The sequence below is a fragment of the Alistipes shahii WAL 8301 genome (assembly GCF_025145845.1).
In the GTDB taxonomy this organism is placed as follows: domain Bacteria; phylum Bacteroidota; class Bacteroidia; order Bacteroidales; family Rikenellaceae; genus Alistipes; species Alistipes shahii.
Map to the genome: position 1 here is coordinate 564169 of NZ_CP102253.1, position 16682 is coordinate 580850.

Genomic DNA, 16682 nt, shown 5'->3' on the forward strand with positions numbered 1-16682 from the left:
CTCCCGACGACACGAAAAGTCGTTCGGCTATGAATGGAATTCAGATTCTTGTCTATTCCGGTTTTTCCGCGTGGCGGAAGGTGAAATATTTGGCTGCGAGGAAACTGTAAACCGTCGTCAGCAGCGTCGTGACCATCTTCGCCGGCGTGGGCCACACGCCGCAGACTTCCACGAAGAACTTCAGCCCCGCATAGGTCAGCAGCACCGACCCCGCCACCGAAAGCAGGTAGCGCAGAAGCTGCGTCCCGGCCCCGATCGGCGACCGGCGGAACGCCACGTAACGGTTGAGCCAGAAGCCCACGAAGAAGGTGAACGGAAAGACGAGAATCATCGCCGCGATGTGCGGGGAGACGACCACGAATCCCAGGTCGACGTAGCGGTGCGCCACGATGAAATTGTAAAAGAGGAAATAGCAGACGGGATCGAACAGGATGTAGGTCACACCGCCGCAGACCGCGTAACGGAACACCTGCCGGGGCAGGACCGCGGCGACGGGCCGGATGTAAAACCAGTCGATCGCCCGGATTATCAACTCCGCAAGGGCCATCAGCGGGCGGTGTAGGTCCACATGTCGGGGAAACGCCCGTCCTGCACGCGGATGAACTGCGCACAGGCTCCGGCATCGTCCGACGAGAAGGGCGAAACCATGAATTTCCCTCCGAAACGATAAATCCGGCAACGGAGCGCCGACTCCCTGGCCTCGGTCTCCCGCACGGCGCGCCGGGCGTTCTCTTCAGTGCTGAAAACCCCCAGCACGACATAGTGGCGGCCCGAAAGCAACGCCGTCGGGACGTCCTGCTCCTGCGCCGGATGCGTTTCGGCGGTCTCCGGTTCCGGGGCTGCATCGGGAACGGAAGCCCCCGAAGCCGCGCCCCCCGCCTGCGCAGCGGACACCCCGGCCACAGACCGTTCCGTCGGAGGAGCCTCGACCAAAGCATCGGGCGCTTCGACGGTCCCGAAGCTGTCGGACGCAGCGGGAATCTCCGTCACGGCCGCCGCTTCCGGCGCCTCCGGATAGAGCAGCAGGAACTCCCGCCCGCCATAGACCGCCGCAATCCCGATTGCCGCGATGCCGACCCACAGCGGCCAGTCGAAACGACGCTGCACACGAACTCGCACGGGTTCGCGCCCCTGCGGATTCAGCCGGAGATCGAACGCCTCGTCGGGGATAAAATTCTTGAATTTCAGCTCTCCGACGCCCTCGACGGTCAGCAGGTCGACCCGGTGCACCCGGGCGATCCAGCGGTCGTAAACGGCCTGCGCCTCGGCTTCGGGATTTTCGTATCCGCCGGCCTCACGCATGACGCGGGCAATCTCGTCGACCAGCGACACGCCCCGCTGCTGCGAGGTGAAGGCCACCGTGCGGCTCGGCGGCAGTACGGTTCGCCGGTTGAGCCGCCTGGCTCCCTGCCGCTCGGTGTAGAGCGAGCCTACGCCGGGCAGAAAAATCTCCCCGCCGCCGGCCAGCAGGTTGCCGACAAGCCTGCCGATCTGCTCTTCCATCGGGTTCGCGTTCATTTTTTCTTCTTTTTAGGCGTTGCGGCCGGGGCTTTCGGCACCGGGGCCGGAACCGTTCCGGGCCGGGTCGCGCCCCGCCAGATCATATAGATTCCCAGCAGGATGAAGGGAATGCTGAGCCACTGGCCCATGTCCAAAGCCCAGCCCACTTCGAAAGGCTCCTGCTCGGTTTTGATGTACTCGATGAAAAAGCGCGTGAGGAACGTACCGATCAGGCCGATTCCGAACAGAATGCCCGGACGGCGGCGCGCAATATCCCTCCTGTAATAGAGCCAGCAAAGGATGCCGAAAGTCGCCAGGTAGCAGAGCGCCTCGTAAATCTGCGTCGGGTGCACCGCCGCAGGGGCGAACTCGGCCACCCACTTGTGCGAACGGACGAACTCGAAGCCCCACGGCAGGGTCGTCGCCTGGCCGAAAATCTCCGAGTTGAACAGGTTGCCCAACCGCACGATCGCACCGCCGATGCCCACCGGAATCATAATGCGGTCCAGCGACCAGATATAAGGCAGTTTGTTGCGGCGCGAGAAGAGCCACAACCCGATCAGCAGGCCTATGGCCGCGCCGTGGCTGGCCATTCCGCCGTCGCGGAATCCCGTGATGATGGTCCACGGCTTCGAAAGGTATTCCATCGTGTCGTAGAACAGACAGTGGCCGAGCCGCGCGCCGAGGATCGTGGCGAGTGTTCCGTAAATGAAAATCGACTCCGAGACCTTTGCGGGAAGTCCTTCGCGATTGACGAAGTTATCGAAGAATTTCGCGCCGATCAGAATGGCCAGCGCCCACATCAGCCCATAATAACGGATGTCGAGCGACCCGATGCTGAACAGCACCGGATCGAAATTCCAGACAACGGAAAGAGGTTGTAGAATCATTTATTTAAGTTGTTTCTTTATTATTCAGCCCCGATTCCTTTTCGGGCGGTCACAGTCGCCGTCTCCGGCGTCGCATTCGAATCTGCCACCCCGCCCCTCTTTCGGGGAGGGAGACGGCGTACGCCCCGCGCCTCTCGTCCGAAAGCCGTCTCTCAAACGACCCACGTAAAGGACTTGTCGCGACGCAACCGGAATTCAGACCGAAATGCTAACGGATCTTACTCCGGATTTCGTACATTCTATTTCATCTCCTGCAAATTCACCTTCTTCAGCGTGAAGGAGAACGTGCTGCCCACGCCGAGTTCGCTGCGGACCGTGATCCGTTCGCCGTGCGCTTCGACGATATGTTTGACGATGGCCAGCCCGAGTCCCGTGCCGCCCTGCTCCCGCGACCGCCCCTTGTCCGTACGGTAGAAGCGTTCGAACACACGCGGCAGGTCCTCCTTGGCAATACCCGAACCGTTATCCTCCACCTCGATCAGAATTTTATCCAGCATGTCGCGGAAACGGATGCGGGTCTGCCCGCCCTCCTTGCCGTAGCGGATCGAGTTGATGATCAGGTTGACGAACACCTGCCCGATGTAGTGTTTGTCAGCCAGCACCCAGAAGGGCGAAGGCAGGTTGTCGGTCCCCTTGACCGAAATCCGGATCTCCTTCCTGTCGGCCTCCATCTCGGCCTGCTCGGCGATCTCCTTGGCCAGCGCCACCACGTCGAATCGCTCCAGATTGAGCTTGTTCATGCTGCTTTCGAGTTTCGAAATGGTGTCGAGGTCGTTGACGATGTTGATCAGACGGTCGATGCTCTTCTCGGCGCGTTCGAGGTATTTGCGGTTGATCAGTTCGTCCTCCAGCCCTCCGTCCAGCAGCGTCGAAATATATCCCTGGATATTGAATATCGGGGTTTTCAGTTCGTGGGCCACGTTGCCCAGATATTGCTTGCGGAAGCACTCGGCCTCTTTCAGCCGGGCGATCTCCCGGTCGTTGGTGTCGGCCCAGGCCGTCAGCTCCTCGCCGATGTTCTCGACGCGCTTGTCCTTCAGTTCCGAGAAGATCTCGTTGGTGTGCACGTCGCGCGAAAGCACGATCGAATAGATCGGCTTGAGTTTGTAAGCCACGTACTTGCGGATGATGAACAGCGCCGCGAGCGCCACCACGACGAACACCCCGACCGACGTGCAGAGCGTGATCCACCATTCGATATGCTGTATAACCATACCCACGGCGACGATCGCCGTGGCGAGCAGGGCGATCCACAGCGACGCGCCCTCCTTTGTCTTGATGTGTACCATAGGCTTACTTCATGTAGTTTTGCATCAGCCGGGCGATGTATTTGCCGACGATGTCGAATTCGAGGTTCACGACCGAACCGACTTCGATGCGGCAAAAATTCGTGTGCTCGAAGGTGTAGGGAATGATCGCCACCCGGAAACTGCTCTCTTTCGAGTCGCAGACCGTGAGGCTCACGCCGTTGACCGTCACCGAACCTTTCTCGACCGTGCAGAGTCCGGCGCCCTGCGGCTCGTACTCGAAGGTGAAGTACCAGCTTCCGTCGGCATCCTCCTTCGCCGTGCAGACCGCCGTCTGGTCGACGTGCCCCTGCACGATGTGCCCGTCGAGCAGGGCATCGGGTTTCATCGACCGTTCGAGGTTGACCAGATCGCCTTCGCGCAGCAACCCGAGGTTGCTCCTGTCGAGCGTCTCCTTCATGGCCGTCACGGTGTAGGTGTCCTCCGTGATGTCCACAACTGTCAAACATACGCCGTTATGTGCTATGCTCTGGTCGATTTTCAACTCCTTGCAGAAATCCGCCCGGAGCGTGAAATCCTTGTTCTGACGGTCCGTGCGGATCGAAACCACTTCCGCCGTACGTTCCACGATGCCTGAAAACATACTCTTCAACTGTTTATGATCAATTTTCCCTTCACTTTGTAGACCGAGACTATATCGTTGACGTTCAAAACGATGTCATCGTAATTCTCCCGATCCCCGGCCACCAGGCGGACTTTGCCCTCCTCGTCGGCGGCCCGAACTATCCGCAAAGTTACAATTTTTCGGCAGACTATCACATATTCACCCCCGGGAATAATTGCATCGCGGTCCACGGCTTTCAGCAGCACGACCGTTCCGGGCGGCACGATGTTTCCCATCGCACGCCCCGTATAGCACATCGCCAGGTCGCACGCCCCCACCGGAGGCACGACGAGGTTGCTCTCGGCGTCGAGATGCTCCAGATGTGCGATGCCCTGTTCGACATCCACATTATAATAAGGTATCTGCGCGCCGCGTATCCGCTCCTCGGAGAACATCTGCCCCTCCCCCGTCAGCAGCCAGAGTTTGTCGACCTGGGGGAATTTGCTGACGATACGGTCGGCGACGTCCAGCGAAATGCCGTTGTTGCCCCGCTTTATCTGATAGAGGTTTTCGCCGCGCGCCAGGCCGATATATAGCGCAAAATAGTTGGTCGACATATTCGCCCACTTGATTACGGCCTCGATTCTTTGCCAATTATTCTGCTTTTCTCGCATTTTTTTTTCGAATATTAAAAAAATTTTTGCATCTTTGCACACCCGGTCCCGTAGTTCAATGGATAGAATATAAGATTCCGGTTCTTACGATATGGGTTCGATTCCCGTCGGGACTACCAGGCACAGGTGCGCAACAAGCGCACTTGTGCTTTTTTTTATCGTATCTGGGCGAATGCAAAGTCGGGCGTCACTTAATTTATTCAACAAAAATAGTAACAAATTTCGATCATACAACAAAAAATAGCATATTTAATCGTCCGAATGCCACTTTTAGACACGCCTGCCCGTAATACGATAAAAGGAATCCGCACTCCCGGTGCGAACTCCTCTTATACAATAAATGTGCGATTTATAAAATCAGACTTCAAAAAGAGAGGCGCACGCCCAGTCTCAAGGTCAGCGTCAGAGGTGAATCCGTACGCGACGTACGCAATCCGGTTTCGGTGAAGTAATACGATCCTTCAGGCTCGAAATAAAGCCCCACCATACCGCCTACACGGTATTGCGCCCCCACGGCTGCAAGCGCCGACCACTGCACGCCCGGTTCGTCGACGGTCTCGGAGCCGAGCCGGGCCGAAACGCATTTCTCGACCATGCCGCCCGCACCCATATATAACGAGAAGCGGCCGCGCTCGAGGAACTGCCAGTTGAAGCGGAGGGGAACCCCTATGAAATGGAGTTTTTGCGCCACGTCGTCCGAGGTGTACTGCATCCTCACGTCCGAACGCAGCAGGGTGTAGTTCACGCCGCTTTCCAGCGACAGTCCGTGGGCGAACTCCTTGCGCACGGCGATGCCGAAGCTCAACGGCTGGTGGTGGCGGAACGAACTCTCGCCGTATCCGCTGCTGCGCAGGGGCGCCAGGCTGTTGCCGTTGCCGATCACCGACGAAGCATCGTTCTTTATCGAGGTGTTGAGCATCCGGGGAGCCAGACCTTCGCTGTTTCCGCCCGCCACGCCGCCGCCGGCAAACAGGGAGAACGACGCCTTTTTATGCGGTTTGGTGTAGGCTACGAACGGCTCGTCGGAGAACCCCGCACGACCGGCCGCGCCGGCCGCCGACCGCGTTGCGGGCCGCCCGGAAGCCTGCTTCGAAGCCCTTTCGCCGGAAGCCTCCGCCTTCGCAGTATCTCCGGAGGCCGTCTTCGCGACTTCACCGGATGACGCCTTTGCGACTTCACTGGACGACGCCTTCGCCGCCTCTCCGGAAACTTCCGCCGCCACAACCTCTCCGGCCCGGACCGCAGGCTCACCGTCCGTCCGGAGATCTTTCAGGGCCGCCGTCTGCGCAGGCTGCCCTGCTGCCGCAGCGAGGAGCGACCGCCGCCCCGCGGAGGATACCTCCCCGGCAACCTGCTCCCGGGGCAGCCCCACCGCCTTTGCAAGGGCGTCCCGTACGGTTTCCGGCTCCGCGGGCTGCGGTATGGCAACCGCGGTTGCTCCGTCTTCCGCCACCGATGCGATAACAGTCCCATCATTTTCCAACGCCTTGTCCGGCCGGAGCAGAAATTCACCCGCAACGGCCAAGATCAGCACGGCAGCGGCTGCGGCGGCAATCCGCGGCCGGTAGATCCGCCATACGGACCCGCGGGGTTTTGTCCCGGAAACCTCCGGCCCCGGAGCCGCACCGCCCAACTCGCGCTGCAAACGCTCCCATCCCCCCGCCGGAGGCGGGAGTTCGGCGTCGCGAAGCGCGTTCCGCATGGCTTTGATCCAATCCTTGTCTTGTTTCATAGTTCTATGTGAGTCCGGCAGCGCCGGATGATCCACCTTTTTCTGATATTCCGGAGCTGCATCCTCTCGATTTCAATGCGTCTCCAAATAAGCCCTGATCCTGCGGGCCAGCATGGCCCGGGCGCGAAACAACTGCGAAGAGGAGCTTTTCTCGTTGATTCCCAGCATCCGGGCGATGTCGCGGTGGGAATACTCCTCGATGCAGTAGAGGTTGAACACCGCCCGGTAACCCTCGGGCAGCTCGCCGATGAACCGCATCAGCACCTCGCGCGGAACGCGGGCCATCTCCGCCACGTCCGGTTCCGCCACCTCCGCCGCGGCCTTTCCCTCGTCGAGCGTCACGCTTCCCAGCTTGCTGCGGCTGCGTATCCACTCCAGCGCCACGTTGACCGTGATCCGCTCGATCCAGGCGCGCAGCGAGCCGGTTCCCCGGTAGGTGAAGCGGTCGAACGCCCCGTAGATCTTCAGAAAAGCGTCGTGGAGCAGGTCTTCGGCCGTCGCGCGGTCTCCGGCGTAACGCATGCAAATCGACAACAGACGGCCTGCATAGCGGTCGTACAGCTCCTTGCGGGCCATATCGTCCCCTTTCCTGCACCCTTCGGCCAGTATCTGTTCCTCCATTTGCATTACTCAATACACTCTATAAATGCCGCGGAAGGCAAAAGACTGCATGAGTGAAAAAAATTTATTTCGCATGCAGTATTCGGCCCTGCCGGACGTTTTAAGAGCGAAAGGTAACATAAAATATGGATATTATGAAAAAATTCGGTTTATTCCTCATCGCAGCTATAGCTGTCACCGCTTTTACCTCCTGCAACGACGACGACGGCGGCGAACCGCTCCGTACGCTCATCACCACCGTCCGCACGCTCGACGGCGGAGACTACTATTTCCAGCGCGACAACGGGGAGACGCTCTACCCCGGCAACAAGTCCCGCGTCCCGGGCTACAAGCCCGATCCCGACAAAACGCAGCGGGTCATCATCTGGTTCACATTGCAGAACGGCATTGCCGATTACGATTACAACATCGACCTCTATTTCGTGGAAAACATCTACACCGGCACTTCGGAGATCGTGACCGACGCGGCTCGGCTCGAAGAGCTGGGCAGCGCCAAAACGGGCTTCCAGAGCAATACGTTCAACCTCACGAAAGAGTGGCTGACCTTCTATGCGCTCTACCCCGTATCGGACAATTCGAAACACACGTTCACGGTGATCGTCAACGAGGTGAAAGACGAAGGCGAAAAGGGTGACGGAGGCGCCGAACAGTCCGAAGCGGCCGAAACGGATTACCTGCAACTGGAGTTGCGCCACAACCCCGGCGGCGACACGCAGGGCTATACCGACGGCTATTACGTTTCGTTCGACCTCACGCCGCTCGCCGAACGGCTCGAAGGCAAGAAGGGCGTCGTCCTGCATATCGAGACCAACAAAAACGGTCCCCAGGAGATCAAACTCGACCTGCTGCAGAAGAAGTAGCCACTCCCTCACGGCAGCTGCTCCGGTCCGCCACTCTGCGGACCGGATTTTTTGCGTCCTGCCGCAGCGCCCCGCAGAGGCGCGTGTGGTCGGAAGATTCGTTCTCCGGAACCTCGACTCCGTTTTCAGGCGGCAGCTCCCGGGGGTCCGCCCGCAACTGCGTTGCGGGCAGGCCTCCCCCGGGCGAAGCGAGCCGGCCCTTCCCGGGCCATGCCCCGGATCGCGCTCCAACACCGGCCGTGCGCCCCGAACCGGCCTCCGGCCCGCCTCCCGGCGCATTGTTTTTTCGCCCCGAGGGCGCAGATTTGCCGAAAATCGCTATCTTTGCATCATGTCAATCGTACGCAACACGGAGAGCGATCTCGAATTCGAGAACAAAATCCGCCCGCAGGAGCTGGAAACCTTCTCCGGGCAGGACAAGATCGTCGAAAACCTCCATATCTTCATCAAGGCGGCGCTCATGCGCGGCGACTCGCTCGACCACGTCCTGCTGCACGGCCCCCCGGGACTGGGCAAGACGACCCTCGCGAACATCATCGCCAACGAAATGGGGGCGCAGCTGCGCGTCACGTCGGGTCCGGTGCTCGACAAGCCGGGCGACCTGGCGGGCCTGCTGACCAACCTCAATCCGGGCGACGTGCTTTTCATCGACGAGATCCACCGCCTCAGCCCGATCGTCGAGGAGTATCTCTACTCGGCGATGGAGGACTATAAAATCGACATCGTGCTGGACAAAGGCCCCTCGGCCCGCTCGATCCAGATCGAGCTGGCGCCCTTCACGCTCATCGGCGCCACGACGCGCAGCGGCCTGCTGACTTCGCCCCTCAGGGCGCGTTTCGGCATCCAGTGCCACCTCGAATACTACGACGCCCCGGTGCTCGCGGGCATCGTGCGGCGCTCGGCACGCATCCTCGACGTCTCGATCGACGACGACGCGGCCCACGAAGTGGCCCTGCGTTCGCGCGGCACGCCGCGTATCGCCAACGCCCTGCTGCGCCGCGTGCGCGACTTCGCGATGGTCAAGGGCGAAGGGCACATCGACCTCGAAATCACCCGCATCGCCCTCGCGGCGCTGAACATCGACTCGCGCGGACTGGACCAGATGGACAACAAGATTCTCGGAACGATCATCGAGAAATTCAACGGCGGTCCCGTGGGCCTGAACACCGTGGCCACGGCCGTGGGCGAAGAGGCCGGGACGATCGAGGAGGTCTACGAGCCGTTCCTGATCAAGGAGGGCTTCCTCAAACGCACGCCCCGCGGCCGCGAGGCGACGCCGCTGGCCTACCAGCACCTCGGATTCACCCACCCGCGCGACGGAGAGGCTTCGCTCTTCTGACCGCGGGGAGTTGCCGACACGCCCGGAACACCTCGGCCGTCACTATGACAAACGCTCCATCAGCAATTTCGGCGTGCATTGCGACATCGGCTGCGAATACCGCATCTCCTACCGCGTCGGCGTCAGTTACACCTTCTACGCCGGCTCCTGCCGACTCCCGGGCATCCAAAGCCCCACCCGCACCCGGACGGGCGTCAACGGCGGCCTGCGGTTTTATTTCTAAAATAATTTCAGAAAATTCTAAAATTTGTTAAGATCGGAGCAATTTTTGTGTTATATTTGCCGTTATAGGTTAACAGGTTACTAACGGAAAATGAGAGAGATGAACACAAAAACGCAACTCGACGACGCGGCGCTGCGCTACCACAGCGAAGGCCGCCCCGGTAAGATCGGGATCGTCCCGACCAAACCCTATCATACGCAGTACGATCTGTCGCTGGCCTACTCGCCCGGCGTGGCGGCTCCGTCGCTGGCCATCGCCGAAGAGCCGGACGACGTTTACAAATACACGGGCAAGGGCAACCTCGTGGCCGTGATCTCGAACGGCACGGCCGTCCTCGGACTGGGCAACATCGGTCCCCTGGCGGCCAAGCCCGTCATGGAGGGCAAAAGCATGCTCTTCAAGACCTATGCAGGCATCGACGCCTTCGACATCGAGGTCGACACGACCGATCCCGAGGAGTTCATCCGCACGGTGAAAGCCATCGCTCCCACCTTCGGAGGCATCAACCTCGAGGACATCAAGGCCCCGGAGTGTTTCGAGATCGAGACCCGCCTGCGCGAGGAGCTGGACATTCCCCTGATGCACGACGACCAGCACGGCACGGCGATCATCTCCTCGGCGGCGCTTCTGAACGGCGCGAAGATCGCCGGCAAGGAGCTGGACAAAATGCGCGTTGTGGTCAACGGCGCCGGAGCCGCCGCCATCGCCTGCGCGCGCCTGTTCGTGGAGCTCGGCATCCGCCGCGAGAACATGGTGCTTTGCGACAGTCATGGAGCGGTCACGGTCTACCGCGAGGACATCAACCCGATGAAGCGCGAATTCGCCACCACGCGGCGCATCACGACGCTGGCCGAGGCGCTGCACGACGCCGACGTGTTCCTGGGCGTCTCGAAGGCCGACACGCTGACGCCCGAGATGCTGCGCACGATGTCCGGCAACCCGATCGTCATGGCCCTCGCCAATCCCGATCCCGAAATCGCCTACGATACCGCGATGCTCTCGCGCCCCGACATCATCTTCGCCACGGGCCGTTCGGACTACCCGAACCAGGTCAACAACGTGTTGGGGTTCCCCTACATCTTCCGGGGTGCGCTCGACGTGCGGGCCACGAAGATCAACGAGGAGATGAAACTCGCCGCGGCGCATGCGCTGGCCGAACTGACCCGCCAGCCGGTTCCGACCATGGTCCTGCGCGCCTACGGGGTCGAGAAGCTCGAATTCGGGCGCACCTACCTGATCCCCAAGCCGCTCGATCCGCGCCTGCTGTGCACCGTCGCCCCCGCCGTTGCGAAGGCCGCCGTCGAATCGGGCGTCGCCAAACAACCGATCGCAGACTGGGACACCTATGCCGAGAGTCTGCGGAAACGCTATCAGGAATAAGCAAAATCCGGTCGAATGATTCGACCGGATTTTTTTTGTATCTACCGCACACCCGACCCTCTCTGTACCGAAAGCGCCGGAACCAGCTCTAAAACAACGCCGCGAAGGCATCCATCGTCATCGGCCGCACCTCGCAGTCGCCGATCCCGACCGGCAGGACGATCCGCAGCATGCCGTCTTCGTTTTTCTTGTCCTTGCCGACCTCTTTCAGCAGGCGTTTCACCTCCACGGGCGGCGTCAGGTCGAAGCCCAGCGCCGTCAGCACATTCACGATCCGGTCGCAGTCGGCCTGCGTCAGCGCACCCAGCTTCACCGCCGCCCCGGCGATCAGCGCCGTTCCCACCGCCACGGCCTCGCCGTGGTTCATGCGGTTGGAGGCCTTCTCGATGGCATGCGCCAGCGTGTGCCCGAGGTTCAGCTTGCGGCGGTCGCCCGACTCGCGTTCGTCGCGCTCGACGATGTCGGCCTTGACGCGGATCGCCGCCGAAACGGCGTCCGACAACAGATCGGTATCCGTGCGCAGCGCCTCGAAGGTCGTCCGCTCGATGCGTCCGAACAGATCGGCGTCGGCGATGATCGCCGCCTTGACCACCTCGGCCAGCCCGGCCCGGAACTCCCGCTCGGGCAGCGTGCGCAGCAGCGCGGGATCGCAGATGACGAACTGCGGCTGCGTGAAGGTCCCGGCCATGTTCTTGTAGCCGTCGACGTTCACGCCGTTCTTGCCGCCCACCGAAGCGTCGACCTGCCCCAGCAGCGTCGTCGAGACGAATCCGAATTTCACGCCGCGCATGTAGGTCGATGCGGCGAATCCCGCCACGTCGGTGACGATGCCGCCCCCGACCGCCAGCACGAAGGTCGAACGGTCCACGCCCAGCTCGATGAAACGGCGGTAGATCATCTCGACGGTCTGCATCGTCTTGACGCTCTCGCCCAGGCCGATCAGCACGGTGTCGTACTGCGCCAGCACCGAATGGTACAGCCGGTCGATCGTGGAGTCGGAGACCACCACCACGCGCCCTTCGGGGAGCACCCCGGAGAGAATGTCGGCCAGCGGGCCTATGAAAATTTCGCTCTGTTGGCGAACGTTGAAGGCAGGTTTCATTATTTAACTTTTTTAAGAATTTTGAGAAACAAGCAAATTTAGTATAATTTCCCGAGAATTTGTTACCTTTGCAGCACAAAATATACTTTTATGCAAAAACTGCGCAATATTGCGATTATTGCCCACGTCGACCACGGCAAGACGACGCTCGTCGACAAAATGATTCTGGCGGGGCACATCCTCCGCGACAACGCCAAGCCGGCCGGCGAACTCATACTGGACAACAACGACCTGGAACGCGAACGCGGCATCACGATCCTCTCGAAAAACGTTTCGGTCATCTACAAGGACTACAAAATCAACATCATCGACACCCCGGGCCACGCCGACTTCGGCGGCGAGGTCGAGCGCGTGCTGAACATGTGCGACGGCGTGCTGCTGCTGGTCGACGCCTTCGAGGGCACGATGCCGCAGACGCGTTTCGTGCTTCAGAAGGCCCTTGCGCTGGGCAAGAAGCCCATCGTGGTCATCAACAAGGTCGACAAGCCCAACTGCCGTCCCGAGGTGGTCAACGAGCAGGTTTTCGACCTGATGTTCTCGCTCGACGCCACCGAGGAGCAGCTCGACTACAAGACCATCTACGGCTCGGCCAAGCAGGGCTGGATGTCGCACAAATGGAACGAGCCGACCGACTCGATCGTTCCGCTGCTCGACGCCATCATCGACGAGATCCCCGAGCCGAAAATCGTCGGGGGCACGCCCCAGATGCTCATCACGTCGCTCGAATATTCGGCCTACACGGGCCGTATCGCCGTGGGCAAGGTCACGCGCGGCTCGCTCAAGGCGGGCCAGATGGTGACCCTCGCCAAGCGCGACGGCGTGACGATGCAGAAAACCCGGATCAAGGAGCTGATGGTTTTCGAGGGCCTCGGCAAGAAGAAGGTCGAGGAGGTTCCCTGCGGCGAGATCTGCGCCATCATGGGCATCGACGGCTTCGAAATCGGCGACACGGTCTGCGACTACGAGAATCCCGAACCGCTGCCCCCCATCGCCATCGACGAACCCACGATGTCGATGCTCTTCACGATCAACAACTCGCCCTTCTTCGGCAAGGACGGCAAATACGTCACCTCGCGCCACATCAAGGAGCGGCTCGACCGCGAGCTGGAGAAGAACCTCGCCCTGCGCGTGACGCCCGGCCCTTCGGCCGACTCGTTCAACGTCTTCGGGCGCGGCGTGCTGCACCTCTCGGTGCTGATCGAGACCATGCGCCGCGAGGGCTACGAGTTACAGGTGGGCCAGCCCCACGTCATCGTCAAGGAGATCGACGGCAAGAAGTGCGAGCCGATCGAGGAGATGACCGTCGACTGCCCGGAGGAGTACTCGGGCACGGTGATCGACCTCACGACGCGCCGCAAGGGCACGCTGACGAACATGGCCTCCGACGGCGAACGCACGCGCCTGGAATTCGACATTCCCTCGCGCGGCATCATCGGCCTGCGGTCGAACATGCTGACCGCCACGGCCGGCGAAGCCATTATGACACACCGTCTGAAAGGGTTCGAACCGTGGGTCGGCGAGATCGAGATGCGCACCAACGGTTCGATCATCTCGGGCGAGACCGGCACGGCCTACGCCTATTCGATCGACAAGTTGCAGGACCGCGGCCGCTTCTTCATCAGCCCGATGGAGCAGGTCTACGCCGGACAGGTCATCGGCGAGCACACGCGCCAGAACGACATCACGGTCAACGTCACCAAGGCCAAGCAGCTCACGAACATGCGCGCTTCGGGATCGGACGACAAGACGTCGATCGCGCCTCCGAAGGTCTTCACGCTCGAAGAGGCGCTCGAATACATCCAGGGCGACGAGTATGTCGAGGTCACGCCGCACTCGATGCGCCTGCGCAAAATCCTGCTCGACGAGAACGACCGCAAACGCGCGGCGAAATAACCCGTCCGCGTTCTTATCGAGCGCACGCGACCCGACTATACGAAAAAACGGACTCCGGTCCGTTTTTTTTGTGCCAGACCGTGCAGTATCAGGGCGTTGGCTCCGTTTTTAGGGAAATCCCCGACCTCTATGAAAAAATGCTTCGTCCTGCTTTTGCTGCTGCCGCTCGGGTTCGGCGGCTGCGACGACGGCCATGAACCGCGCACCGAAACCTGGACCGTCGCCCCCGAAAAGGGCGTCGCGGGCATCGTGATGAGTTTCGGCCACGTCCCGGCCTACATCGTCAAGACCGCCCCTGACGCCGAATGGCGCACGTTTTCAGGCTCCATCGCGAATTTCACCTTCGAAAAGGGGTACCAGACCGAAATGCTCGTCCGCATCGACCCCATCCCCAATCCCCCGGCCGACGGCCCCGGATACCGCTACACGATGGAAAAGCCGATCTCGCGCACGCCGATGCAGTCGGATGTCGATCCGCTGCAATTCAGTCCGGAGTTCGAGGTCACCATCGCCTCCCGGCGCGCCGACAGTCCGGCAACGAGCGGTTATTGGATCAAGGACATGCGCTACACCGACCCGCAGTGGGAGCCGTTCCCGTGGGAGATCGAGGGCTTCGATTTCGAACCGGGCTTCGAGGCCCGGCTCCTCATCCGTCCCGTCGCCGAATACGACGACGCGAAGGGCGACTACGAGGTGAAATACCGCCTGACGAAGCTGATTTCGAGCGAGGAAAAGGTTTCCGAAGGAATACCGGATAAATGAACCGGGGACTGCGCAGACCCGGACCGGAAACGAACCGTCCCGCCTCCGCCCTCTAAAACCGGCTTTTTAAGCCGGGAAATCACTTGCGGAGCGTTGCGAACGAAAGGATGTGCCATGTGACGCCGACGGCCACGGCCAGCAGGCCGACCTGCGCCCACCACCTCCCGTCGAGCAGTCCGAAGATGCAGTAGAGCATCGTGCCCCACATCAGGGCTATGGAAACGACCTTGGCGCGCAGCGGTATGGCGCGGTTTTCGCGGAAGTTGCGGATATACCCGCCGAAACAGCGGTGCGCCAGAAGCCACTCGTAGAGCCGCGGCGAGGAGCGAACCCAGAGGGCCGCGGCCAGCAGCAGGAACGGCGTCGTGGGCAGCAGCGGCACGAAGATGCCGACGACGCCCAGCACGAACGCCGCGCAGCCCAGTATGGCGAGAAAAATCTTCACGGTGCAAAAATAACACAAATTCGGGACCGGGAAATGCCGTGCGACACGATTTTTATTTATCTTTGGTGCCGGGACCGCAACGCTCCTTTTCGGAGTCGGAATGTCTTACCGTGCCGGGCAGCATGCAATCCGGTTTGACAACCGCCCGTTTTTTTGTATATTTGATGTAGTCTGAAGGTATTTAATTGACTACAAATAGATTAAAAGAAACTCGCATGAGAATAGGCAACGGATAAGAAATTGGTAAAGTGCTTTGATACACTATATTTCTCATGCTGTCAAACAACTCTTATTTGTTTGCAAATATAATATTATTGCAGGTAAAAATCAAAAATAACGAGGTTTATTTTCATTTTTGCCTGCTGATATTTGTTCCGGATTGTCGGATGCGATATATTTGTAATTAGGATTCGTACCGTGTTCCAAGCGGTTCATAAGTAACGACTTGCGGAGCTTTGGCAACAAGGGGATGCGGCTCCGTTTTATAGAAATGACTTATGCAAACCGACTTATCCATTTACAACAGTCTTCGCCCTTCCTTATATAGAAGGCGTTCACGCCGTGAAGTTCAATGCTTTGTCGGCGGTCATATCGCGTTACCGGGATTATGCCCGCAGTTCCGAACAAATAAAAGCGTACTCGGGAGATTCTCTTCTGATGCGGGACATTGCCTCCTTGCTTGACGAAGCACCCCGTCCCATAACGGGGGAATACCAGGATTTCACCCCGTTCCTGCTTCTTCTGATGCTTTCGGAGGAGTTTCATGCCGTCCATTACGTCGAGCGTCTTGTAACGTGGTATTTCGGCTACTGTTGTGTCGATGAACTGCGGACGGTCTGCACCATTCTGTTCCAGTGTTCCTACCCGCATCACGACACGCTGCGGCTGCGGTTTAAGAATTACCTGCGTGAAGCCCGTAAGACATTGGGTATGCCCGTTGAATGTAACGCTGCTGTCATGCTGAAAATGCTCGACGCCTCTTATGAACATCTCACTCCCGCCGATGTCGGGGAGTTCGAGGAGCTGTTGCACCTGGGGGACGATTACGAGTTCATCTCCCGTGTCAAATCGAATTATCTTGCCTCGGATAACGTCACGGAACTCGCCGGGGTTTGCGGGTATTCCAGCACGATTACCTTCCGCCGGCGTTTCCAGCGGGTTTTCGGCTGCTCGGCCTCCTCGTGGTTACGTCAGCGCCGTATCGAACGTATCGGGGAGTTGCTGCGGACGACACACTACACGTTGCAGGAAATAGCCTACATGTGCGGTTTCTCCGCCCAATCCCACTTTACGGACTTTTGCAAGCGGAATATGGGGAGCAATCCCACTTCCATCCGCCAGGAAGGCCGGATCTGACATTAAAATCGGCCTCGTGATAAAAAAACGAAGAGAAAGATAAAAATCGTAATC

At 59.8% G+C, this 16682-nt stretch carries 16 protein-coding genes, 1 tRNA gene and 1 pseudogene; 8 read left to right on the top strand and 10 right to left on the bottom strand.

Features of this window, described 5'->3' with window-relative positions; translation table 11 throughout:
* Positions 1-52 precede the first annotated feature (52 nt).
* The 6 genes from NQ492_RS02410 to NQ492_RS02435 form a co-directional block, all read right to left on the bottom strand.
* Positions 53-547, bottom strand: coding sequence for a GtrA family protein (locus NQ492_RS02410; RefSeq protein WP_015547202.1), 495 nt, complete (start codon positions 545-547; stop codon positions 53-55).
* Positions 547-1518 (bottom strand): hypothetical protein, encoded by a 972-nt coding sequence (locus tag NQ492_RS02415; RefSeq protein ID WP_015547203.1) that lies wholly within the window; start codon positions 1516-1518, stop codon positions 547-549. The genes NQ492_RS02410 and NQ492_RS02415 overlap by 1 nt, the downstream gene beginning before the upstream one ends.
* Positions 1515-2387: a prolipoprotein diacylglyceryl transferase gene (gene lgt / locus NQ492_RS02420; protein WP_044054790.1), complete on the bottom strand. Its 873-nt coding sequence runs from the start codon at positions 2385-2387 to the stop codon at positions 1515-1517. The genes NQ492_RS02415 and lgt overlap by 4 nt, the downstream gene beginning before the upstream one ends.
* A gap of 242 nt (positions 2388-2629) precedes the next feature.
* Positions 2630-3679 (bottom strand): sensor histidine kinase, encoded by a 1050-nt coding sequence (locus tag NQ492_RS02425; RefSeq protein ID WP_015547205.1) that lies wholly within the window; start codon positions 3677-3679, stop codon positions 2630-2632.
* Positions 3680-3683: 4 nt separating this feature from the next.
* On the bottom strand, positions 3684-4280 hold the full coding sequence (locus NQ492_RS02430; RefSeq protein ID WP_015547206.1) for a riboflavin synthase: 597 nt from the start codon (positions 4278-4280) through the stop codon (positions 3684-3686).
* A 5-nt stretch (positions 4281-4285) separates the two neighbouring features.
* Positions 4286-4915 carry a hypothetical protein gene (locus NQ492_RS02435; RefSeq protein WP_044054409.1) on the bottom strand — a complete coding sequence of 210 codons (630 nt, stop codon included), beginning with the start codon at positions 4913-4915 and terminating at the stop codon, positions 4286-4288.
* A 44-nt stretch (positions 4916-4959) separates the two neighbouring features.
* Here NQ492_RS02435 and NQ492_RS02440 point away from each other — a divergent pair.
* A tRNA-Arg gene (locus NQ492_RS02440) sits at positions 4960-5034 on the top strand.
* 245 nt (positions 5035-5279) lie between these two features.
* On the opposite strand, the gene NQ492_RS02445 is transcribed toward NQ492_RS02440, so the two are convergent.
* Together NQ492_RS02445 and NQ492_RS02450 are read right to left on the bottom strand one after the other, a co-directional pair.
* Positions 5280-6647: a porin family protein gene (locus tag NQ492_RS02445; RefSeq protein WP_015547207.1), complete on the bottom strand. Its 1368-nt coding sequence runs from the start codon at positions 6645-6647 to the stop codon at positions 5280-5282.
* Positions 6648-6719: 72 nt separating this feature from the next.
* Positions 6720-7268 (bottom strand): RNA polymerase sigma factor, encoded by a 549-nt coding sequence (locus tag NQ492_RS02450; protein WP_015547208.1) that lies wholly within the window; start codon positions 7266-7268, stop codon positions 6720-6722.
* A 134-nt stretch (positions 7269-7402) separates the two neighbouring features.
* Here NQ492_RS02450 and NQ492_RS02455 point away from each other — a divergent pair, with 134 nt between their 5' ends.
* The 4 genes from NQ492_RS02455 to NQ492_RS02470 all read left to right on the top strand — a co-directional run bounded on the left by NQ492_RS02455 (position 7403) and on the right by NQ492_RS02470 (position 11070).
* A complete protein-coding gene (locus NQ492_RS02455; protein WP_044054411.1) occupies positions 7403-8128 on the top strand; it encodes a NigD1/NigD2 family lipoprotein in 726 nt (241 codons plus the stop codon).
* A gap of 331 nt (positions 8129-8459) precedes the next feature.
* The gene (gene ruvB / locus NQ492_RS02460) at positions 8460-9467 is read left to right on the top strand and encodes a Holliday junction branch migration DNA helicase RuvB (RefSeq protein WP_015547210.1); all 1008 of its coding nucleotides are present in this window, start codon (positions 8460-8462) and stop codon (positions 9465-9467) included.
* 10 nt (positions 9468-9477) lie between these two features.
* Positions 9478-9690, top strand: a complete 213-nt coding sequence (locus tag NQ492_RS02465) for a hypothetical protein (protein WP_044054412.1) — start codon at positions 9478-9480, stop codon at positions 9688-9690.
* Positions 9691-9789: 99 nt separating this feature from the next.
* Positions 9790-11070, top strand: a complete 1281-nt coding sequence (locus NQ492_RS02470) for a malic enzyme-like NAD(P)-binding protein (RefSeq protein ID WP_015547211.1) — start codon at positions 9790-9792, stop codon at positions 11068-11070.
* 88 nt (positions 11071-11158) lie between these two features.
* Here the strand turns inward: NQ492_RS02470 and aroB are convergent, their stop codons facing one another.
* The gene (gene aroB / locus NQ492_RS02475) at positions 11159-12172 is read right to left on the bottom strand and encodes a 3-dehydroquinate synthase (RefSeq protein WP_138265999.1); all 1014 of its coding nucleotides are present in this window, start codon (positions 12170-12172) and stop codon (positions 11159-11161) included.
* Positions 12173-12262: 90 nt separating this feature from the next.
* Between aroB and typA the strand changes: the two genes are divergently transcribed.
* Positions 12263-14065, top strand: coding sequence for a translational GTPase TypA (typA, locus tag NQ492_RS02480; protein ID WP_022062640.1), 1803 nt, complete (start codon positions 12263-12265; stop codon positions 14063-14065).
* 129 nt (positions 14066-14194) lie between these two features.
* Positions 14195-14827, top strand: a complete 633-nt coding sequence (locus NQ492_RS02485) for a DUF4377 domain-containing protein (protein WP_015547214.1) — start codon at positions 14195-14197, stop codon at positions 14825-14827.
* Between the two features lie 79 nt (positions 14828-14906).
* Here the strand turns inward: NQ492_RS02485 and NQ492_RS02490 are convergent, their stop codons facing one another.
* A complete protein-coding gene (locus NQ492_RS02490) occupies positions 14907-15272 on the bottom strand; it encodes a YbaN family protein (RefSeq protein ID WP_044054791.1) in 366 nt (121 codons plus the stop codon).
* A 497-nt stretch (positions 15273-15769) separates the two neighbouring features.
* On the opposite strand from NQ492_RS02490, the pseudogene NQ492_RS02495 reads away from it, so the two are divergent.
* Positions 15770-16628 (top strand): annotated as a pseudogene (locus NQ492_RS02495) (helix-turn-helix transcriptional regulator).
* Positions 16629-16682 lie beyond the last annotated feature (54 nt).